Origin of the sequence: Rothia amarae (assembly GCF_042677725.1) — a bacterium.
GTDB lineage: Bacteria > Actinomycetota > Actinomycetes > Actinomycetales > Micrococcaceae > Rothia > Rothia amarae.
This window is the reverse complement of the sequence record NZ_JBHUCN010000009.1, coordinates 72,267-92,461: the sequence shown is the minus strand read 5'-3', so window position 1 is coordinate 92,461 and position 20,195 is coordinate 72,267. Positions and strand designations below refer to the sequence as shown.

The 20,195-nt window shown below is 53.4% G+C and carries 19 protein-coding genes; 11 read left to right on the top strand and 8 right to left on the bottom strand.

Annotated features, from left to right (window positions below; all coding sequences use genetic code 11):
* Nucleotides 1–176: 176 nt before the first annotated feature.
* The gene (locus tag ACFR81_RS05230; protein WP_145175540.1) at nucleotides 177–803 is read right to left on the bottom strand and encodes a carbonic anhydrase; all 627 of its coding nucleotides are present in this window, start codon (nucleotides 801–803) and stop codon (nucleotides 177–179) included.
* 55 nt (nucleotides 804–858) lie between these two features.
* Nucleotides 859–1,566: a DUF4245 domain-containing protein gene (locus ACFR81_RS05225; protein ID WP_068168285.1), complete on the bottom strand. Its 708-nt coding sequence runs from the start codon at nucleotides 1,564–1,566 to the stop codon at nucleotides 859–861.
* 199 nt (nucleotides 1,567–1,765) lie between these two features.
* Between ACFR81_RS05225 and glpX the strand changes: the two genes are divergently transcribed.
* Nucleotides 1,766–2,803, top strand: coding sequence for a class II fructose-bisphosphatase (gene glpX / locus ACFR81_RS05220; RefSeq protein ID WP_343876149.1), 1,038 nt, complete (start codon nucleotides 1,766–1,768; stop codon nucleotides 2,801–2,803).
* Between the two features lie 86 nt (nucleotides 2,804–2,889).
* On the opposite strand, the gene ACFR81_RS05215 is transcribed toward glpX, so the two are convergent.
* The 4 genes from ACFR81_RS05215 to ACFR81_RS05200 form a co-directional block, all read right to left on the bottom strand.
* Nucleotides 2,890–3,945, bottom strand: coding sequence for a lipid II:glycine glycyltransferase FemX (locus tag ACFR81_RS05215; RefSeq protein ID WP_343876150.1), 1,056 nt, complete (start codon nucleotides 3,943–3,945; stop codon nucleotides 2,890–2,892).
* Nucleotides 3,946–3,975: 30 nt separating this feature from the next.
* Nucleotides 3,976–5,598, bottom strand: coding sequence for an LCP family protein (locus ACFR81_RS05210; protein WP_343876151.1), 1,623 nt, complete (start codon nucleotides 5,596–5,598; stop codon nucleotides 3,976–3,978).
* A 142-nt stretch (nucleotides 5,599–5,740) separates the two neighbouring features.
* On the bottom strand, nucleotides 5,741–6,364 hold the full coding sequence (purE, locus tag ACFR81_RS05205) for a 5-(carboxyamino)imidazole ribonucleotide mutase (RefSeq protein ID WP_068168908.1): 624 nt from the start codon (nucleotides 6,362–6,364) through the stop codon (nucleotides 5,741–5,743).
* Between the two features lie 63 nt (nucleotides 6,365–6,427).
* Nucleotides 6,428–7,612, bottom strand: coding sequence for a 5-(carboxyamino)imidazole ribonucleotide synthase (locus ACFR81_RS05200; RefSeq protein WP_343876152.1), 1,185 nt, complete (start codon nucleotides 7,610–7,612; stop codon nucleotides 6,428–6,430).
* 196 nt (nucleotides 7,613–7,808) lie between these two features.
* Between ACFR81_RS05200 and ACFR81_RS05195 the strand changes: the two genes are divergently transcribed.
* On the top strand, nucleotides 7,809–8,360 hold the full coding sequence (locus tag ACFR81_RS05195) for a GtrA family protein (RefSeq protein WP_343876153.1): 552 nt from the start codon (nucleotides 7,809–7,811) through the stop codon (nucleotides 8,358–8,360).
* Between the two features lie 187 nt (nucleotides 8,361–8,547).
* Here the strand turns inward: ACFR81_RS05195 and ACFR81_RS05190 are convergent, their stop codons facing one another.
* Nucleotides 8,548–9,288 carry a TIGR03089 family protein gene (locus tag ACFR81_RS05190; protein ID WP_343876154.1) on the bottom strand — a complete coding sequence of 247 codons (741 nt, stop codon included), beginning with the start codon at nucleotides 9,286–9,288 and terminating at the stop codon, nucleotides 8,548–8,550.
* A 428-nt stretch (nucleotides 9,289–9,716) separates the two neighbouring features.
* On the opposite strand from ACFR81_RS05190, the gene ACFR81_RS05185 reads away from it, so the two are divergent.
* The 7 genes from ACFR81_RS05185 to ACFR81_RS05155 all read left to right on the top strand — a co-directional run bounded on the left by ACFR81_RS05185 (nucleotide 9,717) and on the right by ACFR81_RS05155 (nucleotide 16,949).
* Entirely contained in the window at nucleotides 9,717–10,190 is a 474-nt protein-coding gene (locus ACFR81_RS05185; RefSeq protein ID WP_343876155.1) for a WhiB family transcriptional regulator, read from the top strand.
* A gap of 18 nt (nucleotides 10,191–10,208) precedes the next feature.
* Complete coding sequence (locus tag ACFR81_RS05180) at nucleotides 10,209–10,433, top strand: DUF3499 family protein (protein WP_068168892.1); 225 nt, start codon at nucleotides 10,209–10,211, stop codon at nucleotides 10,431–10,433.
* Between the two features lie 101 nt (nucleotides 10,434–10,534).
* Entirely contained in the window at nucleotides 10,535–11,836 is a 1,302-nt protein-coding gene (locus ACFR81_RS05175) for a L,D-transpeptidase (protein WP_343876156.1), read from the top strand.
* A 43-nt stretch (nucleotides 11,837–11,879) separates the two neighbouring features.
* Complete coding sequence (locus ACFR81_RS05170) at nucleotides 11,880–13,028, top strand: TIGR01906 family membrane protein (protein ID WP_343876157.1); 1,149 nt, start codon at nucleotides 11,880–11,882, stop codon at nucleotides 13,026–13,028.
* Between the two features lie 87 nt (nucleotides 13,029–13,115).
* A complete protein-coding gene (locus ACFR81_RS05165) occupies nucleotides 13,116–14,765 on the top strand; it encodes a dolichyl-phosphate-mannose--protein mannosyltransferase (protein ID WP_343876158.1) in 1,650 nt (549 codons plus the stop codon).
* Nucleotides 14,766–14,830: 65 nt separating this feature from the next.
* Entirely contained in the window at nucleotides 14,831–15,688 is an 858-nt protein-coding gene (rsmI, locus tag ACFR81_RS05160; RefSeq protein WP_343876183.1) for a 16S rRNA (cytidine(1402)-2'-O)-methyltransferase, read from the top strand.
* A 190-nt stretch (nucleotides 15,689–15,878) separates the two neighbouring features.
* Nucleotides 15,879–16,949 carry a TatD family hydrolase gene (locus tag ACFR81_RS05155; protein WP_343876159.1) on the top strand — a complete coding sequence of 357 codons (1,071 nt, stop codon included), beginning with the start codon at nucleotides 15,879–15,881 and terminating at the stop codon, nucleotides 16,947–16,949.
* Here ACFR81_RS05155 and ACFR81_RS05150 read toward each other — a convergent pair.
* On the bottom strand, nucleotides 16,928–18,178 hold the full coding sequence (locus ACFR81_RS05150) for a glycosyltransferase 87 family protein (protein ID WP_145175516.1): 1,251 nt from the start codon (nucleotides 18,176–18,178) through the stop codon (nucleotides 16,928–16,930). The genes ACFR81_RS05155 and ACFR81_RS05150 overlap by 22 nt on opposite strands.
* Before the next feature lie 184 nt (nucleotides 18,179–18,362).
* On the opposite strand from ACFR81_RS05150, the gene rsmA reads away from it, so the two are divergent.
* Nucleotides 18,363–19,217, top strand: coding sequence for a 16S rRNA (adenine(1518)-N(6)/adenine(1519)-N(6))-dimethyltransferase RsmA (rsmA, locus tag ACFR81_RS05145; protein WP_222114704.1), 855 nt, complete (start codon nucleotides 18,363–18,365; stop codon nucleotides 19,215–19,217).
* Nucleotides 19,217–20,194: a GHMP family kinase ATP-binding protein gene (locus ACFR81_RS05140; RefSeq protein ID WP_343876160.1), complete on the top strand. Its 978-nt coding sequence runs from the start codon at nucleotides 19,217–19,219 to the stop codon at nucleotides 20,192–20,194. Before rsmA ends, ACFR81_RS05140 begins: the two co-directional genes overlap by 1 nt.
* Nucleotide 20,195 lies beyond the last annotated feature (1 nt).

The following is a 20,195-nucleotide window of genomic DNA, read 5'->3' as shown; positions in this document are numbered from 1 at the left end:
AAGATGCTGATGCACAAGGTAGCGCTGGAGACCGACGCAGCAGGAGGCAAGCTGGCTGGGTCTGGCGTGAATTGTCTTTCTGAGCGCTAGCGAAGCAGGCAAGAGGGATTGCTTGCCGATGCTGCGTCGGTCGACAGCTTGGATACTCTATGAATACCCATCAAATTTCTCAGAATTTAGACCTGATCTGCCAGGTTTTCCGAGGCGAAGACAATCTCAACTTCACCCTCTGCCAGATGATAGAACATGCCTAAAACGGCGGTGCGGTTGTCTTTGACTGCCTGGGCAATCAGGTGGGACTGCTCCAAAATACGGGCGGAGGTCTGCCTGGTATGTTCGCGAACCATGTCATTGACTGAGGCGTCTTCTGGCAGATGCGGCGCAATCACAGACGGCAAAATGGGTTCCACCAGATTGCGAATGTAACCGCCGGGTAGTTCGCCCTTTTCCAGCGAATCTTTAGCAGCAGTGACGGCGCCACAGGAGTCATGTCCGAGCACGACGACCAGCGGCGTGCCCAGCTCTACCACTGCGTATTCGATAGAGCCTAATACTGCTGATTCGACCACGTGCCCTGCGGTGCGTACCACGAACATATCGCCTAAGCCCTGGTCAAAAATTACTTCTGCCGCGAGACGGGAATCACCGCAACCAAACAAAGTAGCAAAGGGGTTCTGACCCGATGCCAAATCAGCACGACGCTCGGCGTCCTGGTTAGGGTGTTTTACTTCTCCGCTCACAAAGCGTTGGTTGCCCGCCAGCAGATCTTTCAGAGCCTGAGCAGGGGTGAGCTTTGGGGACATGATTCCTCCACTAATTTCTGTACCAACTAATACGTTATGTCAGTCTACTGATGATTTACTTAATACCAGAAGAGGCGGTGGGTTCCGTCGTCATGGTGGGGTTTCTGGAATAGTCGACGACGGCGCTTGCTAGCTGCTCAAATTCGGCTGGTTCCGCTTCGCCTTTGAGAATTACGGTAGTGCCGTTGACCTCAGCAATATAAGAAGTAGTTGTTTTATCTTCTTTGGGGTCTTCAAGCGTGCGGATTTCCCAGGTGGTGCCGTTGATTTCTTTCTCGCCTGAAATCGCTGCGTTTTCTACCTTGTTAGCGATCCACGTGGGGTTAGTTCCTTTAGCCTGCATCAGTTCGATGTATTTTTGACTGGGTGTCACCATTCCGGTGCTCCACACGTCGATTTTATCCGCCTGTGCTGTGGTCCAGCGGGCAAAGTTGTAGGTCCACCCCTCAGGCTCTGGCGCGGCAACCGGGTACTTCGCCTCCTGAGATGCGTTATAGGCGGTGCCGTGTAGATCGACGTTGGGGTCGTAATGATTCTGTGAGTTGGTGAGCTGGGGCGCCAGCAAAAGGAAAGGCACCAACAGAGCAATCATCACCAGCATGGAAATAATCATGTTGCGTGCTGGGGCATTGATTCGAGCCGCTTGCTTTTCGGTAATCTGCGGCTTTACCTCCGGTTCTGCCGACTGAGGGGCAGAAGCAGACGAGGCTGCGGAGGCAGACTCTGTGGGATGGTTGGGAAGTTCCTCAGGGTTAATACTCACTCGTTTATTGTCCCTGAGAGCGAGCAAAAAATCTAAATGCGCGGGAGCTTGTGCAAAATTAACGCTAAATCTACTTAAAAATAGCTTATAGAGAGGCGACAGAGACTTAAGCCAACTATGGTGGAGAAGTAGCATAGAGCAACGATGCTCAGTAATCGCCGCATAAGCGATGGACAGAATACTCGAGGGTGAGGATTATATGTCAGAAAATCTGACTGGCCAGCAGAAAAATTACTCAGATCGAAACTTGGCGTTGGAATTGGTGCGAGCAACAGAGGCAGCAGCCATCGCATCAGCACCATGGGTGGGTGCAGGAGATAAAAACAAAGCAGACGGCGCAGCAGTAGATGCGATGCGCTACCGTCTTTCTACTGTGCGTTTTAATGGGCAGGTCGTTATCGGCGAAGGCGAAAAAGATGAAGCTCCCATGCTATTCAACGGTGAATATGTGGGCGACGGAACCGGTCCAGCGTTTGACGTTGCGGTAGATCCTATTGATGGCACTCGTCTCACAGCTTTGGGGATGGATAACGCTTTATCAGTTCTTGCTGTGGCAGACGGCGGAACCATGTTTGATCCTTCTGCAGTGTTCTACATGGAAAAACTGGTAGTTGGTCCCGACGCTGCTGATTTGGTGGACTTGCGTTTGCCGGTTAAACAGAACCTGCACTTGACCGCTAAAGCTTTGGGCAAGCCGGTCAATCAGCTCACCGTGTGCGTACTCGATCGCCCGCGCCACGCCAAGCTCATTGAAGAAATCCGCGAAACCGGTGCGCGTACTCGCATGATATTGGACGGCGACGTCGCCGGCGCGATTGCCGCTGTTCGCCACGGTACCGGCGTCGATTTGATGATGGGAACCGGCGGAACTCCTGAGGGTATTGTCGCCGCCTGCGCTATCAAAGCAACAGGTGGAATTATTCAGGGTCGCCTGGCTCCTACCGATGACGCCGAGAAACAGAAGGCATTGGACGCCGGTCACGACCTCGACCGCGTGCTTACCACCGATGATTTGGTGACCTCGGATAACTGCTTCTTTGCAGCAACCGGTATCACCGATGGCAAGTTGCTACGCGGCGTTCGATACGGACGTAAGACCATTACTACCCATTCAATCGTTATGCGTGCACAGTCAGGTACCGTCCGTACGGTCGAAGCTCAGCACGATTTGAGCCGCTGGGATAAGCTCCTCAACCGTAAGTCTGAAGTTCGTATGACCGATGAATACGATTTCTAAACCCAATATGTGGGCATAGAGAAATTTAGGCATAGAGAAAGGCTCCACCTGCAGGTGGAGCCTTTCTCTCTAAAGAGCGTTTTTACCTATTTCTTCAGGCGAGCCTTAGCCGTGCTCACCACGGATGCTGCGGTATTTTTCGCCTTACCCGCCAGCTTTTTAGCCTGGGGGATAACCTGTTGGCGTGCGGTCTTCTGTGCCTTGCCCAGGCTTTCACGAGCGGCACGAATTCCCTCGTAAGCGCGATAGCCGTTAGTCGAAACCGGCAAATCCCAGGTGCCAGGATAAGCCACTGAGCGTCCACCAAATGATTTCTTGAATTTGGTGAAGCCTGCCCACTCATGGTCGGGATCATCATTAGGGGCGATGCCAAAGAGGTCTACATATTTCAGACCCTTCTTCTTGGCATCAAAAATCATGGTGGTGACCAGCGGATTATTAGCGCTGAGCTTGCGGTGCTCAAACGAGTAGCTCGCGTGAGCGTAGGTGCGTGTATCATCCGAATCGTAGACGAACGTGGAGCCGATAGCTTCACCATTTTCGCTACGAATAATGATGAGCCGCGCGGCGTCTTCAGGCATCAGGACGCGCGCTACCTGCTTGAGATAGTCGTCCTGCTGGCGGTTAAAATCGTTGCGCTGAGCGGTCTGCTCTAAATACTTGGTGAGGATGTCGATGTCCTCAGGGTTATGGGAAACCTCGAACGTCACACCCTTTTTGTGGATATTGCGGTGCAGGTTGCGGTTGGTGGGGCGCATTGCCTTGAGAATCTCTTCTTCAGACTGCTCCAAATCAATCACCTGAGTGTGACCGGGTTGAATCTGACGAGGCGACAGTTTGAACCCGCGATTCTTCAAGAACTCCTCGCCAGAGCCTTCACCCCAGATGGAGGAGTCCGTAGGCTCCACTCGAATAAACCAGCATTTATTCTCTGCAGCCACGCGCTTCAAATCAGCAATTGCTTCATCAAACGCTGCAGCACTGTTTGCTTCAGGTCCGTACGGGGCATACAGATAACGCCCGGTCTTACCGCCCTCTAAGGTAGCGATATAGCGCCATCCGTTGCCTTCGCCGCGGAAGACCTGGTGGCCGTTTGATTCCTGAAATTTAGCCCATACTTCTGACTGCAGAATATTACTCATGCAACCCAGCTTACCGGGTTCACCTGGGGTTTAGGGAACCGAACAGATACCGTTTTCCGAGAGCTCGGCTACGGTCTGAATCTCCACTGTTGACGTCAGCGGAGCCCCCTGAGCTGATGTATCTCCTCCAAAGAACCCAGCATTTTCTGCTACGCCAGAGGGCTGGATGCCGTCCTTAGAGTCCTGCAGTACCTTCTGCACATCGGCATGGAGCTGATCAAAATCGGGGTAGGTGGGGAACGTATCACTGTAGTAAGGCGGACCTGCAGCGTACTGAATCAGCGGGAAGTCCTTGGACTTCAAACCTATATCAGCAAGACCGCTCAACGAATTTTCGGGAATATTAGTTTCGACAATTTGCTCACCAGAGGCGGCAATATCACCGAACTTGGAGAGGACGTTGGTGGGATTCATCTGCTTGAGCATAGCCGCCTGAACACAGCGTTGCCGCGCCTCACGCTCGTAGTCGGTGGCGCCTTCGCGGGAGCGCGCGTACCACAGAGCATGGAAGCCATCGAGCTTCTGCACTCCAGGCTCGATATAACCGTCGATGGGGTTCTTTTGACCGGTCAGCAAATCAGTACCGCCACCGATGGGAACACGACCACCCACATCAATAGTGATGCCTCCTAGAGCATCAATGAGCTGGGCGAAACCGTCCATATCAATCAGCATGTAATTGTTGACCTCAATGCCCAACACACCCGAGACGGCGTCCATAGTCGCCTCAGCCCCGGGATCATTAGAACCGGGATAGAGGTCCTGATGATTCTGCATCACATCGGTGTAGAGCGCATTGATAATACACTCGTCTCCGCAATTGAAGCCTTCGGGGTAGACCTGCCAGAGCGGCGAGTTAGGAGAAAACGGCGCATTCTGAGTGTTACGTGGAACCGAAATAGTGACCGCTTGACCGGTATCGGCATCAATGGATACCACCGTCATTGAGTCTGGACGGCGACCCACGCGGTCGGCACCGGCGTCGCCACCCATGAGCAGAATGTTGTAACGCCCGTTTTCTTCTTTGAGGTCGGTACCACCAGCAAAAATTTTATTGAGCGCGCCACGGCCCGTATTAGCAACGTATGCCGTGTAGCCAATCCCACCGCCGACCACCAACATCATGGCAGCCAAACCGAGAATCACTGGAACTTTAGCGCGCTGAGGAAGCTGCCGAACCTTGATGACGCGCAAGGTATCGAGAAAAAGATAGAGCCAACCCAGCCCCAAAACCACGAGCGCGATGACCAGCGCGACCAGGGTGAAGTTATGGGTAAATAGCGAAAATAACCAGGTGCGTCGAACTACTGCCAAAACAATCGCCAGTACAACCACAGCCCACACCGTTAAAGTCACTGTGAGCGCTCGTCGGCCCAGTGTCTTTCTATCGGTAATCAGCTGCACAGCTCCGGGGATAAAAAAGGTGAGAGCCATGAACAGCCAGGCACGCTTAACCTTGGTGCTGTCTGAAGAAAATTCAGGGTAATTAATGGGGTCTGAGAAAGACTCCTGCCCTAGTTTTTGCCCCCGTACTCTGGTTGCTGAAATAACCGGTTGACGAGACTGCCTTTGCCGGGGCCCACGAGCTGACTCTTGCCGAGCAGATCCCCTCCGAGGTGCTGGACGCACGTCGTTAAAGTCTTCGCTGTGCACGGTAACTCCTGCTGGTTAAACTGCGGTGGTCGAGAAGATAACAGCATGTCTTCTCGACCAGCCTACAAAAATATTCTGTGAACACCCCGGAAAATCCTAGCTTCATACGAGGTGCAAATTTTCACGTGTGGGAATGTTAATGCTAAGGAGCGTAGGGTTTAATATCGTCTGCACCAGCGAGCAAATCACTCTGCTTCACTGCTGGACGACGCTCGCTTTGCTCATCCTCATCCGAGCGTTCGGAGACCTTAGTACGCAAGGATGCGCCCTTGTCCATAGCGGACTGGCGAAGATCTGAGGCGAAATTCATGAGATCTGAACGAACCTGCTCGGCGAAATCGTCGGTTCCTGAACCTAGGATGCGCAAAGCCAGCAGTCCTGCGTTGCGGGCGCCGTTGATAGAAACGGTCGCTACGGGCACACCGGCTGGCATCTGCACAATAGATAGCAAAGAATCCATGCCCTCAAGGTTCTTTAGGCGTACTGGCACACCGATGACGGGCAGAGGAGTGACAGATGCCAGCATACCCGGAAGGTGAGCCGCTCCGCCGGCGCCCGCGATAATAACGCGAATACCGCGTTCGGCTGCTTGCTTACCGTAAGAAATCATGTCTTCAGGCATACGATGAGCGGAGACAACATCGGCTTCGTAGGGAATGCCGAATTCTTCGAGAACTTCTGCGGCAGCTTCCATCGTGGGCCAATCGGAATCTGAGCCCATAACGATGCCAACGAGAGGTGCATCTGCGGTGTATGGTGAGCTCATGAGGCTCCCCTTTCTGTGGATGATGTCGCTACCTAGCAGCGACCGTCAGCTATTTTTTAGGGTCTAAAGTTCTGCGGTTCCGTGGGAGAGTATATTGGCGACGCGAGTTGCTGCCTGACGTAGTTCCTCGACCTGATCGGATTTCCCGCCAATATTGACGTGACCAATCTTGCGCCCGGCACGCACGCCCTTGCCATAAAAATGAATCTTGGCACGGGAATCTTCTTCGAGAGCAGCAGGGTACATGCCGAAAATATCTTCATTGCTTCCGCCCAAGAAGTTTTTCATGATGGCAACTTCACCTTTGACCTCGGTAGCACCCAAGGGAAGATTGAGAACTGCACGAAGATGCTGCTCAAACTGACTGGTAACGGAGCCGTCCTGAGTCCAGTGCCCAGAGTTATGCGGGCGCATAGCAAGCTCATTCACTAAGAATCCTTGCGCGCTGCCGGGAACCTCAAAAAGCTCAGCCGCCATCACGCCGGTCACGCCTAGCTCAGTAGCGAGGGTAATCGCTGCCTGCGACGCCGCCTGGGCAGTTTCTGCTGAAATACCGGGGGCAGGGGCGATAACCTCATCGCACACCGAATTCACCTGAATTGATTCGGCAACAGGCCAGGCTTTGACCTCACCAGAATCTCGGCGCGCCACCAAAGCTGACAGCTCACGAATAAAGGGAACTTTTTCCTCCGCCAGCAAAGAGGAGAAATCAGTGCGTTCGGGGAGCTGCTCGAACCAACGGGCGACGTCGGCACCGCGCGCCTGATCGGCGTCATCGAGCACCAAAACGCCCTTGCCGTCATAACCGCCACGCGGGGTTTTGAGGACGACCGGCCAACCAATTTCATCGCCAAAGGACAGCAGCTCATCGACGGTTTTCACCTCTGCCCACCGAGGGTTAGGCAGACCCAAGCGTTCAACAGCCCTGCGCATCTCCAATTTATCCTGAGCATGCACCAGCGCACCTGGGCGGGGCTGAACATTGACCCCTTCGTCAATCAGTCTCTGTAAGAAATCAGTAGGGACGTGCTCATGATCGAACGTCAGCACATCTTTATCGCGTGCAAAGTTCAAGAGAACATCAAAATCTTTATAGTCGCCCACAGGAGCGTGCGGCACAACCTGTACCGCGCACACATCCTCAGACTCAGCAAGAATTTCTAAATCAAAGCCGAGCTCATGAGCTGCAGGAGCCATCATGCGAGCAAGCTGCCCGCCGCCAACAACGCCAATTTTTGGTCCAGTCACAGGGTAAATCACCCCTTTAGGCTATCGTGTTCTTCACCTTGAAAGAAAAAAATGCTCAAGATTTCCCTCAAAGAATCAAGTAGCAGACTTTACATCTTGAAAAAATCCCACATGCCCTGTCGATAAGGGGCTAAAATGCCCAGCTTGCCACTAAAATAGGGGAATTGTCTTCAACAGAATCACCACAGGGGTTTGAGTGTCTAATCTTCGCGAACGCTTCACATATGTCTGGCATCTCTTCATCAAAGAGGTTCTCAAGTTCGCTACAGTCGGCGGTTTGGCATTCATCGTCAACGCAACCGTTACATGGACACTCATGCACTCGGTCATGGCAGATTCCCACGGTAAAGCAAAAGTTATCGCCGGTATCATCGCCACCATCTTCTCCTGGGTGATGAACCGCCTCTGGACCTTCCGCGAAAAGCGTACCGAGAACAAATGGCGTGAAGCGGTGGAATTCGCCATCGTCAACGCCATCGGTATCGGCGTGGAATTAGCCTGCGTGCTGGTCAGCTACTACGCCCTGGGCCTTACATCCGCTACTGCATCCTTTATCTCAGGTACCATCATCGGTACCGTCCTAGGAACCATCGTTCGCTACTTCATGTACCGCTTCTGGGTCTTTGGAAAAGACAAGAGCAAGGAAGAGAGCACCCGTGAAGAATCCATCGCGCGTTTCTTAGACGAAGCCACCGATGCCATGACCGGCAAACTCCCGGTGATTACCCCCGACATGAAAAAGCGTTAAAGTTCTTTTACAGGGCTCTATGCGCCACCCAGCAAACGCAGCAACGGTGAACTAACCTTCTCGCATGGGTTCGCTAGCGCTCACTAATGCGATTCATGCCAGACCCAGCCAGTTCACCTTTCCGCTGCGCTTGCTGGGTTTTTACCTTGAAACGAATTCACTGCGGAAGGATAGTATCTCTCATTCCTTAGGAGACCAGCGGTACTGCCCGTTCCTGGGCAAGAATCTGCTCAACCTTCGCTTGATCCCACTGAATCGTCGGATCCAAGATTACGACGCCGCGCCCCATCACCACAGCCGCTAGAACCTGAATCAGGTAGTCAGCAGTCAAAACCGCAGGCGCAGTAAACTGAACGGCAGAAGCCGAACCCAACTCCTCACTAAGAGCAATAATCTGAGTGGAAACTGCCTCCAGCAACGCACTATAAGACAGCCCGCCCATAGCAACGCAGCTGGGCACGGGCGTCTCGAACCCCGAATAGCCGTCGCCAAAAACCCTCACCTCAGCACAAAAATCAAGAGCCCCTGCAGGTACCGCGCCCATAAAACGAGGAGCTAGAGAACCTCTATCAACAATCACGGGATACTCGGCATCTGAAGCTTCTACCACCGCAGAATCAAAGGAAAAAAGAACGTCGGCAGAATCTACCTCGAAAGAGATGGTCGCGCCTACACGCAGTGCCGCTAAGGCGATTACTAAAGACCGCCAATGAACGCCCATGGGAACATCAACGGGGGAGCCTGATTCAAGATCGCACTCATCCACCAAAAAATTTGCGCTCTTGCTCACCCAGTTATCCAACACCCTGCCGGAAAGCTCGATGCGCTCGCCGGCAGTTGAGTACCAAAGCAAAGCGGGAGTTTGAAAATTTCGCACCGTGGCAAAAAGTTGTTCAAGATTTTGGAAAGAAGAAGTGTTTGCGCTCATGAACCCCTATTTTACCCACAAAACACCCCATGTGATGCTGCCAGAATTTTCCGGACAGCCGTCTAAATATCAACAGTTTCCCCACTCTTTGTCGTCCAACGGCATATGGATGAGGTTTCTGCAAGTATTTGGAATCGATACCACAAATATGTTCAAACTTTTGAATTTATTACCCGTATTTTGAGGAAATTTTTTCCCTCAGCTTGACGAAACGCACGTTACACGCGTGTAATTATATGCAGAGTAATTTCGGTGTCTCTTTTTTCGTGGATTGACTTGCGTGTTCTATGACATGCATGAGGTTGAGCAAATTTCGCAGTTTGCCCTCTCTCTAGGAAAAGGGAGGCCGATATTTCTGAGGGTGTTATGCGCCTGCGTTGGATAACAACGTTCAAACCTCCAAAATAGGGATACGGAAGGGACGAAAAATGGGCTTGTACTCCCCCCAAGCAAAAGGTGAAAATGCCGAAAGCTTGAGTTATAAAGCCCAGCAAAATACTATGCACTCGGCTCAATACCTCGAAGAACAGGCAAACGCGTTTCTCGCTGCGGCAGATTCGCCTCAAAAGCCTCAACAACAGGCAATACACCAAAAGAACATTGACTTGTTCTCATCTGACCCAGAAGCACTTTCTCTGTGGGAGCAAGCTGCTGGTCTATACAGTACAGACGGCGAAGAAGGCGAGCTAGCATGGCAGGCAGACGCCCTCTGCGCCCAGACCGACCCTGAAGCTTTCTTTCCTGAAAAAGGCGGCTCCACGCGGGATGCAAAACGCGTGTGCAGTCAGTGCCCAGTGCGCGAAGCATGCTTAGAGTACGCTATGGAAAATGATGAACGTTTTGGTATCTGGGGTGGTCTCTCAGAACGCGAGCGTCGTCGTCTGCGCAAGCAGGCAGTCTAAAGTAAAGGATTTTTTGACATGGCTCAGGCTCGTTCCTGTTCACGCCAGACATGCTCACGAGAAGCGGTCTTCACCCTGTACTACGCCTACAGCGAGTCTAAGGCGATTATTGGTGCACTCTCCGAACATCGTGAACCCCATGCCTACGATTTGTGCGAATTCCATGCCGATCGTCTCACCGCCCCTCAGGGGTGGGAAGTAGTTCGAGATCACGGTCTCGGCTCTGAGTCTTCCTCCCTCTAACACCTGTATGCAAAGATTCCCCGCGCGAGGTGCGAGGAATCTTTTCGTATTTCCCCTCCAGGTAATCACTCTTATTTAGTTATAAAAGGTTAGGTCAATTCATGCACCAGTCGCCGAATCCATCCCAGAAGAAAAACCAGTCCGAAGATTCCCTCTTTGTTTCTCAGCAGATGAGCCGCCGTCCGTTTTTGACTGCCTCCCTCATCGGTGTTGGCGCCCTCAGCTTGAGCGCTTGTGGCGCAGACCAGAAGCAAACTTCGAGTACTGCGAGCGATTCGGCATCGGCAACCTCTAACCCCACCCCTACGCAGGCTCCTAAATTTTCTGGTGTGGTAACAGTTGTTCCTACCGATGAAGAAGTAGAAATTAATCCGGTGACTCCCATCAAGGTCACTACCGAAGATTCCGCCTTGACCGAGGTAAAACTGAGCACCGTTGATGCCCAGGGAGCACCGGTAGATGCGCCCGGCACGCTCAATAAAGCGGGAAACGAGTGGACCAACTCGGAACCTCTCGCCTTTGACTCGCTCTATACTGTGAGCTGGAAAGCAAAAGATTCTCAGGGTGCTGAAGGCTCGGGCGAATCAACCTTTTCTACTGTCTCGGCAGCTAACGAAGCCGATGTATCCATCAATGTTGTTGAAGGCGCCACCTACGGCGTCGGGCAAATCATCGAGTTCAATTTCTCTGAGCCTGTGGTGAATAAGGCGGAAATTGAAAAAGCTATCAAGGTAACCGGTGGCGGGGATCAGCGCGGCAAAATGCGCTGGTACTCGGACTATATGGCACGCTATCGCCCGGAAAAGTACTGGGCAGCGAACTCAGCTATCAAGATTCAGGCGAATATCTTGGGGCTGGACCTTGGCAACGGGATGATTGGCAACGGAAATGTCACCCGTAATTTCTCGACCTCAGATAAGCACTACGCGTTCGTGGATAACAAAACCAAGACCGCCAAGCTGTATGTCAATGACAAACTTGTTCACGAAAACTTGGTGACACTGGGTAATCCCGAATGGCCCTCGGTCGTTGGTCAGCTTGTGGTATTGGAACAGGCTGATAAATACTTCTTTAACCCCACTTCTTTGAAACTCAAAGAAGGGGATCCCCACTACTACGAGCCGTTCTGGGCTACTAATGTGTCCCGTCTGACCGAGTCAGGTGTATTCGTGCACCAGGCTCTACCCAGTGCCTACCCTTACGTAGGTGTAGCAAATGTGTCCCACGGTTGCATTGGCATGATGCCGGAAGACGCTAAATATTTCTTTGACCTCTTCAACCCCGGCGACATTGTAGAAACGGTCAACACCGACTACCCGCAAGCAGACCCCGATGACGGCTATGGGGATTGGAACATTCCTTTCGAGCAATACCAGGATTCGTCCTGGAAGGGCAACTGGTAAAAAAGTGGAAGACGACTGCCGCAGGCGCGGTGAGGAGATTTAGGTGGCATTACGATCGACTAAAGGCTCAGTTTCCGCATCTGAGGGCAACGAATGGAGCAAACTGTCTCCTGCTATTTCTTCGAAGAAGCCTGCGGCGTCAACCGCTTCTGCCGACGAGCTGCTAAATGCTCGACGCGCGGAGAGAACCCACAAGGTAGATTCTGCGGCGGCACAAGGGACGGCAGATTCTGTTTTCGGTGGGCATGATTCCCCGGTTGACTCGGTTGACTCGGTTGACTCGGTGGACCCGTTCAAACCGGTAGCGTTCTCTGGCGAGAAAGTTGAAGAGAAGACTACCGGCTCAGAAGCTACCTCCGTTTCTTCCGCTGCTCCAGTTGATCAGTCGGTGCGTTTCTCTACTATTGCTGAAAAAGAGGAAGAAGCTCAGCGACGAGCGGAAGTGCGGGAAATTGCCGTCAAAGATCGCCCCAAAGCCCTGAAACTGCGGGCAACGCTTATCGCACTCACTATTCCGTTTGTGACTCTCATGCTAGCCATCCGAGGTGTGGCGTCTGCTCCCTTCCTCTGGTTGACGTACCATCGCCCAGGATTTCCTGAGGACAGCTATGGGTTTTCTCCCGACGAGCGTATGACTTACGGCTCCTACGGCATGGACTATGTGCGGAACCTAGCACCCGAGAGCTATCTAGCCAATCTCAAAACAGCGGGCGGGCATAACCTGTTCCTCTCCAGCGAGGTAGGGCATATGAGCGACGTCAAGATGGTGCTATGGTGGGCGACCTTAGGCACACTACTTCTGGTTGTTTTGGCTCTGTTGGCATCACGTTCACTACGCAACCGCGCTCCGGGCGTTATCCGAAAATCACTCTTTGCTGGAGCACTCATCGCTCTCGTGCTGATGATTGCACTTGGTGTTCTAGGCGCCCTGGGCTGGGAAACCCTCTTTGAAACCTTCCACCATGTGCTGTTCCCACAGGGTAACTGGCAGTTCCGTATGTCAGATACGCTGATTCGCCTGTATCCTCCACAGTTCTGGGTGGATGCAGCAATTGCGGTAGCGGCTATTACTTTGTTGATTTCGCTTCTACTGCTAGCCCTGACCTGGCCGACTAAATATCGCCGTGAGCTGGCAAAACGACGCGCCGAAGAACGATTGGAACTTCGCCGTCGTCTGACTGAGGGCGTCTAAAGCACACTGCTCATCAGCGAATCCACAGCGAAGCGTAGGGGTAAGCCGCCTGTGTTATGCCCGCAGGCTTGTAGAATTGCTCAGGTGATGATGAGACGAACTGAAACCGAAACCCAGGCTTTGCCCACCGGAAGCGGGGGAGCACACCGCGCGGTGATGACGTTGCCGGAGGCATTCACCGATGCCGCCTTGCGCGCGCGTTTAGCTGTTACCAGCGTGCCCTTTCCCCGGCTGGGGTGGGTAGTCCCACTTTTGGTTCTCCTCTTGGCGGGAGCCCTGCGTTTTTGGAATCTTTCGAACCCTAACGCCATAGTTTTCGACGAGACCTACTACGCCAAAGATGCTTTCTCGATGCTGCATTTTGGGTATGAACGCAACTGGGCCGAGGAAGCTAACCAATCGTTCGTAGCGGGGCATCCCACCGGCATACAGGAAACGGGCGAGTACGTCGTTCATCCACCGGTTGGTAAATGGATGATTGCGCTGGGGATGATGCTCTTTGGCGATAACAACCCCGTGGGGTGGCGCTTTGCCGCTGCCTTGACCGGCACACTTTCGGTGGCGCTCATCATGCTGGCGGGCTGGCTTCTGTTCCGTTCAGTGACCGTTGCCTCGCTGGCAGGGTTACTTATTGCAGTAGATGGCTTGCACCTGGTGCAGTCCCGATTCGCCCTGCTCGATATATTCTTGATGTTCTGGATTCTCGCCACGTTTGTCTGCCTACTTTTGGATAGGCAACAGGCTCGACGACGTCTAGCAGCGCGGATTTCTGAACATGCTGCTCTGCACGGGGGTTTGCCCCAAGACGCGTTCATGAAGTATGGTCCTTGGCTGGGCTTCCGGTGGTGGCGACTGTTGGCTGGTATCTGCGCTGGTCTCGCGGTGGGCACCAAATGGAATGCTCTTTTCTTCATCGCAATCTTTGGTCTCATTACAGTTTTTTGGGATCTCAACGCCCGCCGTATCGTCGGGGTAAAAAACTGGTTTGTACCCGGCGTCGTGCTCGATGGCGTCCCCGCTTTCTTCTACCTCATCGTGGTCGGTAGCGCGACATACCTTGCTACCTGGACCGGCTGGCTCCGCTCTGATTTTGCGTATAACCGCCAGTGGGCGGCGAATCATCCTTCTGAAGGTGTGCAATGGTTACCGCCGACACTGCGTTCTTTGTGGGAATACCACCGTTCGGCGTTTGAATTTCACAATGGGTTGAGCACCCCGCATACCTATCAGTCTTCTGCTCCTGAGTGGTTGATTCTTGGGCGGCCCACATCTTATTACTACGAATCACCTACGCTGGGTACTCACGGTTGTACGGTATCTAAGTGCTCTGAAGCGGTACTAAACATTGGTAATCCGCTGCTGTGGTGGTCCTTTATTATCGTGGCAATTTTTGCGTTGGGTGTCTGGCTGGTTCGACGGGATTGGCGCTTTGGAACCCTTTTCGTGGTCTTTGCCGTGGGATATTTCCCCTGGTTCGCTTACCCCACGCGCACCATGTTTTATTTCTATGCGCTTTCTTTTGAACCCTATCTCATTTTGATGTTGGCAGGTTTGCTGGGATTGGCGCTGGGACGCCGGGGCGATTCGCGACGCCGCAAGCAGCTGGGACTGCTGGTCGTCGGTTTGTTTGTGGTCGCCGTCTTGCTGGTTTCTATTCACTTTTGGCCCATTTGGACCGCTCAAACAATTCCTTATGACCAGTGGCGTTTGCGCATGTGGTTTGACGCTTGGATTTAGGAGATACCGTGCACGATGAACAAGAAGTACCAGAAGAACCGCTAGAGGATTTTAAGCCTGCGCCGGTGGGTCACTCTCGCCATGAAGGTGGCGTGCTGATTTTGGGAGGTACTCCTATTGGGAACTTGGGCGATACCACTGACAGGCTCAAGCAGTATTTAGCAACCGCAGATGTTATTGCGGTAGAGGATACTCGCACCCTTCGCCGTCTTGCATCGGGGCTGGGTGTGCACACGCGTGGGCGCGTCATCACTAACCATGACCACAACGAGAGCGCCCGTTCCGCCCAGATTGTTGAGGCGGTAGAGGCTGGGCAGATGGTATTGCTCATGTCTGATGCTGGTATGCCTACTGTTTCTGACCCCGGTTACGCAGCAGCGCAGGCGGTAGCAGAGGCTGAATTACCGGTAACCGTTGCTCCGGGACCGTCTGCGGTTCTTTCTGCTCTCGCGGTATCTGGCTTGCCCTCGGGCAGATTTACGTTTGAGGGGTTCCTAGCGCGAAAAGGCTCAGACCGTACTCGCCGCCTCAAATCGCTGGAGACCGAAGAGAGAACCATGGTTTTCTACGAATCTCCGCATCGTACCGCGGCCACGCTGGGGGATTTCGCACAGTACTTTGGCGAAGACCGCCGCGCGGTAGTTTGCCGGGAGCTCACAAAATTACATGAAGAAGTAATCCGTGGAACCTTGGCAGAGTTGAGGCAGTGGGCACAAAATACACAAGTTCGCGGCGAGATCGCTCTGGTCGTAGCAGGAGCCCCCGCACCAGAGGCAGAGTCTGCAGAAAACCTGACAGAGCAGGTTCAAGAGCTGGTGGACGGCGGAATGCGGCTTAAACAAGCAGCCGGTGAGATTGCCGAGAGGTTCGGAGTATCCAAGCGCGAACTCTACGAGGCAACGCTGGCGGCACGCGAAGAATAAGGGTTTTATTCACCGGGGAAAGCCCAGCGAACAGCAGTAAGGTGAACTGGCTGGGACTGGCATGAGTCGCGTCTGCGAGGACTAGCGAGCCATGCGAGAAGGTTAGTTCACCCTTGCTGTGCTTGCTGGGCATCTATACGCTTTTTGAATTTCCCTTCAATACTGAGGCTGAGACGAATAGGAGAACAACATGTGCAACGATCAAGGTGCTATGTCCACCGACCATTTCTTGGAGCTGGCGCAGCGGTGGGGCGCGCAAGTTCCCTCCGATGAACAGCTACAGAGGTCTATTTTCTCTGCTCCCGCAGGCGTCATTCCTGGTGAGGTTCCTCCTGCCTATGAGGCAGAGCGTTACAGCGTGGCAGGCGAAGAATCGGGGGAGGGCACTCGGCGTCGTTCGACAACTGGCGATAATGGGCGCTCCCGCAACCTGGTTTTCCCCCCGGCGCCCGAGCCTCTGCCGTATCCCATTGTTGATAACCATACGCATATGGATCTGTTAGACGGTGACGTCGCTATTTCAGCGCGTGATGCGCTCGATACCGGGGAGGTCTTAGGCATCGGGCACATTGTTCAGGTGGGCTGCGATATACCTTCTTCTCTGTATGCTGTGGCAGCAGCCCATGCAGATCACCGTGTACTTGCCGCTGTTGCCTTGCACCCTAATGAGGCTCCTCAGCTTGCGGAATCAGGCACATTAGATTCGGCGCTGGCTACTATCGAGGAGCTCGCGCAGGATGAGCGGGTACGCGCCATTGGCGAAACAGGCTTGGATTATTTCCGAACGGGCGAAGACGGTATTGGCGCACAGCAAGAATCATTCCGTGCGCATATTCGCCTGGCAAAGAAGTACGGAAAGGCGCTACAGATTCATGACCGCGATGCGCATGAGGATGTAGTTCGCATTCTGCTCGAAGAAGGCGCACCGGAGAAAACGGTCTTCCACTGCTACTCTGGCGACGCCGAGCTAGCGCGTATCTGCAATGAGCAGGGCTGGTTCATGAGTTTTTCTGGAACAGTTACTTTCAAGAACTCTAAGGGCATTCAGGAATCGCTACGTCTTGCACGACCCGAGCTTATTCTGGCGGAAACAGACGCCCCGTTTTTGACCCCGCACCCGTTCCGAGGACGCCCCAATGCCTCCTACATGACCAACTACACGGTGCGGTTCATGGCAGAGCACCGGGGCATGGACCTTGAAGAATTGTGCAGGACTATTGCACAGAATTCTCAGAACGTTTACGGGCTCTGGGAAAGCTGATTCTGAGGTACAGCAGTACGACGTCGCGCCCGGCGCTGGCGGAACCAGGGCAGGGTGATGAACGCCGTCGTCCATAGAGCTGGCAGGATATGTAGGGCTACGGCCCACAGCGGCCAGTAACCGATGTCCCAGCCGTGGCCTGAGAACCATGATTGGAAGCGTTGGCAAAAGAGGACGGTGCCTGAAACTGCGAGGAACATATAAGCGCTGTCTTCTTTGTGCCAGCCGTAGAGGGCGCACCCGAGAATAGCGGGTATTGCCCACACCCAGTGGTGGTTCCAGGAGATGGGGGAGACCATCAGCATTAAGAACCCTACGGTGCAAGCGGCCAGTAAACGCTCATTCTGCTGAATTAGCAGGCGAGTGGAGTGGAATCCTACCCACAGTAGCGCTATTGCCAGTACCGCGAACAAGATGCTATTTACCGGTTCAAAGAAGAGACGCGATGTTTCACCGAGGATGTTGAAACTGAGTGGTTCAACGATGGAACCTACCCGGTTGCTCTCGAAGATGCGGCGGGTAAAAAATTCCCAGCTCACCTGCGGGGCGAAGATGAAGCTGATGACGATGCCCACCACGCCAGTGAGAATAAAACGGGCGACGGCGCGCCAGTCCTTGCGGGCTATAAAGAAGAGAATAAAAAGCGCCGGTGTCATTTTGATAGACGCGGCAATTGCGCTGAGAATACCCGAAAAGCGAGTGCCGGTGAGTAAGAGCGCATCAACCAAAATCAAGAACAAAATGATGAGGTTGATTTGCCCCATCCACATATTTCCCTGAACGGGGAAGGTCAACAGCGTGAGGGGGAAAAGCCAGAGAGAAAGCCCCAGCGAGAGATTGCGTGGAAAGCGGAACGAGCGAAAAACCATCACGAGCGTTGCTACCAGCGCCAGCGAATTGACCCCTAAGAACACCACATTGAGCGTGCGGGAGCTATCGAACAACGCCATCGGCAGAAAGAGAAAAATCGCAAACGGCGGGTAGGTGAAACCGTAATAATGCTCAGGCGGAAGAGTCCAACTGTAAATGTCACCGGTTTCTAACCAGTGGACAATTGCCCCGCGGTAGACTGCCAAATCAAAAACTGGGCGCAGGTGCGTGGTGTCGGTGAATACGAAAGGGAACAGGCTAATAATTGCCACAAACGCACCGCTCGCTATCACGGCAGGAGAGCTCATTAATCGAGCGAAAAAGGAAGATCTGAGAGAGCGGGGAGAAATTTCAGACATATTTTCCTCAGTACACGGTGCGCTAGCAATTGGCGATAAGACAGTACCCCCAGCAGGCTGGGAGCATAACAAACCTACCTTATAAATGGGTACTTCGCCTTATAAGGTTCACAATATTAGGTAAACTTGAGCCGTGATTGAACAGCAACTCCTTGGTCCCCAGGAAATACGAGAACTAGCCGACATGCTCGGCATCCGCCCCACCAAGACTTTGGGCCAAAATTTCGTGATTGACCCTAATACCATCCGCCGAATTGTTGCTGCGGCGAACATTAAGCCGGACGAAACGGTTCTAGAAGTAGGACCGGGGCTCGGCTCGCTCACTCTGGGGATTTTGGACGCTGCCCAAGACATGGTGGCAGTGGAGATTGACCCGCCCTTGGCAGCTCAACTACCGCACACTATTGCAAAGTTCCGCCCGGGCTCTGAAGCACGCATCGATGTCGTACTCAACGACGCCATGAAAGTAACAGAACTGCCCAAGACTCCTACCGCCTTAGTCGCCAACCTGCCCTATAACGTGGCAGTCCCCGTGCTTATCCACCTCTTTGCGCAGTTCGACTCCATTCAGCACGCCCTGGTGATGGTTCAGGACGAAGTTGCAGACCGCCTTTCAGCTCAACCGGGCTCAAAAATCTACGGCGTTCCCTCCGTGAAAGCCAACTGGTTCTGTGAGGTTCAAAAAGCCGGCGTGATTGGCACAAACGTCTTCTGGCCAGCACCCAAAATCAAGTCAGGGCTAGTAGCTTTTCAACGCCGCACACAACCCCTTTCGTATGTCCCGCGCGAGCTCATCTTCGCCATCGTCGATGCGGCATTTGCCCAGCGACGCAAGACTCTGCGAGCTGCACTCGCAACATGGGCTGGTTCATCTGCGTTGGCAGGTGAAGTGCTCGATCACGCGGGTATTGATTCCTCACTGCGTGGCGAAAAACTCGATATTCACGCTTTCGTGAAAATCGCGGAATCCGCCGCTGAGCTTAATATTGGCGACCAACTCGACGTACGCAGTATCGCTGCCCAAGGAAAGCACGCATAATGTCCGTTCAGGTGAGCAAAACGGCACCGGGAAAGATCAACCTCTTCTTTGCCGTAGGAGATGTGAAAGAGAACGGCTATCACCCGGTAGCTAGCTTGTACTCGTCGGTCTCTTTACTAGAAAAAGTGACGGTATCTGAGGGAATCTCCCAGGGGATTTCACAGAGCATATCTATTGCAGTGGAATCGCCTCTGGCTGAGATGGCAGCCAGCGGAGCGTTTGATATTGCCTCGGTTCCGTTAGATGAAAAGAACCTTGCCTACCGTGGAGCATTAGCTGTGATAGATGCCCAGGGGCTATCTGTTGAGGATGTGTCCCTTCATCTTCATATCGAAAAGGCTGTTCCTGTAGCTGGTGGTATGGGAGGCGGCTCGGCGGATGCCGTGGCGGCTATGGCTGCTGTCAACGAATATTTGGTGCGTACCGACGTCGTCGCTGCAGAGCTCTCAGGAGAACGTTTGCTTGAGCTGGCGGCACCGCTGGGCGCCGACATTCCCTTCGCCTTACAGGGAGGAATCTCGGTGGGTTTAGGGGTGGGCGATCAGCTAACCCCCGTTGAACTATCTGAGGCAATACAGCCTTTGCATCTGGTGATGGTTCCTGCTTCTTTCGGGTTATCTACTCCGCACGTTTTTGCAGAGCTAGACCGTGGACGCGCGGTGGGCGACTATCCGTCGACCAACGGGTTGGAGGTGCCCGAGGCTCTGTTGGAGGCGCTACGAGCCCAGTCCGCGCCGATTGCTAGGATCTGTGAAATCGCCAGGTATATCGAGAATGATTTGGCGGCTCCTGCGTGTGCGCTGGCTCCTGAACTGATGAAGACATTGGCGATTCAGCATGAAGGAATCATTAGTTCTTTCGTTTCAGGTTCTGGCCCTACTATTGCTTTCCTGATGGATTCGGCAGGGTCCGCTCACCAGTTAGAGGCGGCGCTCAAACGGAAGGGCCGTTTCGCGGTGGCGGTAGAAGCGCCCTGAT

Bases quoted from the DNA above. Each gene is read 5' to 3' on its own strand.
- ACFR81_RS05230 (WP_145175540.1), bottom strand. From the start codon at position 803: ATGTCCCCAAAGCTCACCCCTGCTCAGGCTCTGAAAGATCTGCTGGCG.
- glpX (WP_343876149.1), top strand. From the start codon at position 1,766: ATGTCAGAAAATCTGACTGGCCAGCAGAAAAATTACTCAGATCGAAAC.
- ACFR81_RS05215 (WP_343876150.1), bottom strand. From the start codon at position 3,945: ATGAGTAATATTCTGCAGTCAGAAGTATGGGCTAAATTTCAGGAATCA.
- purE (WP_068168908.1), bottom strand. From the start codon at position 6,364: ATGAGCTCACCATACACCGCAGATGCACCTCTCGTTGGCATCGTTATG.
- ACFR81_RS05190 (WP_343876154.1), bottom strand. From the start codon at position 9,288: ATGAGCGCAAACACTTCTTCTTTCCAAAATCTTGAACAACTTTTTGCC.
- ACFR81_RS05185 (WP_343876155.1), top strand. From the start codon at position 9,717: ATGGGCTTGTACTCCCCCCAAGCAAAAGGTGAAAATGCCGAAAGCTTG.
- ACFR81_RS05180 (WP_068168892.1), top strand. From the start codon at position 10,209: ATGGCTCAGGCTCGTTCCTGTTCACGCCAGACATGCTCACGAGAAGCG.
- ACFR81_RS05175 (WP_343876156.1), top strand. From the start codon at position 10,535: ATGCACCAGTCGCCGAATCCATCCCAGAAGAAAAACCAGTCCGAAGAT.
- ACFR81_RS05165 (WP_343876158.1), top strand. From the start codon at position 13,116: ATGATGAGACGAACTGAAACCGAAACCCAGGCTTTGCCCACCGGAAGC.
- ACFR81_RS05155 (WP_343876159.1), top strand. From the start codon at position 15,879: ATGTGCAACGATCAAGGTGCTATGTCCACCGACCATTTCTTGGAGCTG.
- ACFR81_RS05150 (WP_145175516.1), bottom strand. From the start codon at position 18,178: ATGTCTGAAATTTCTCCCCGCTCTCTCAGATCTTCCTTTTTCGCTCGA.
- rsmA (WP_222114704.1), top strand. From the start codon at position 18,363: ATGCTCGGCATCCGCCCCACCAAGACTTTGGGCCAAAATTTCGTGATT.
- ACFR81_RS05140 (WP_343876160.1), top strand. From the start codon at position 19,217: ATGTCCGTTCAGGTGAGCAAAACGGCACCGGGAAAGATCAACCTCTTC.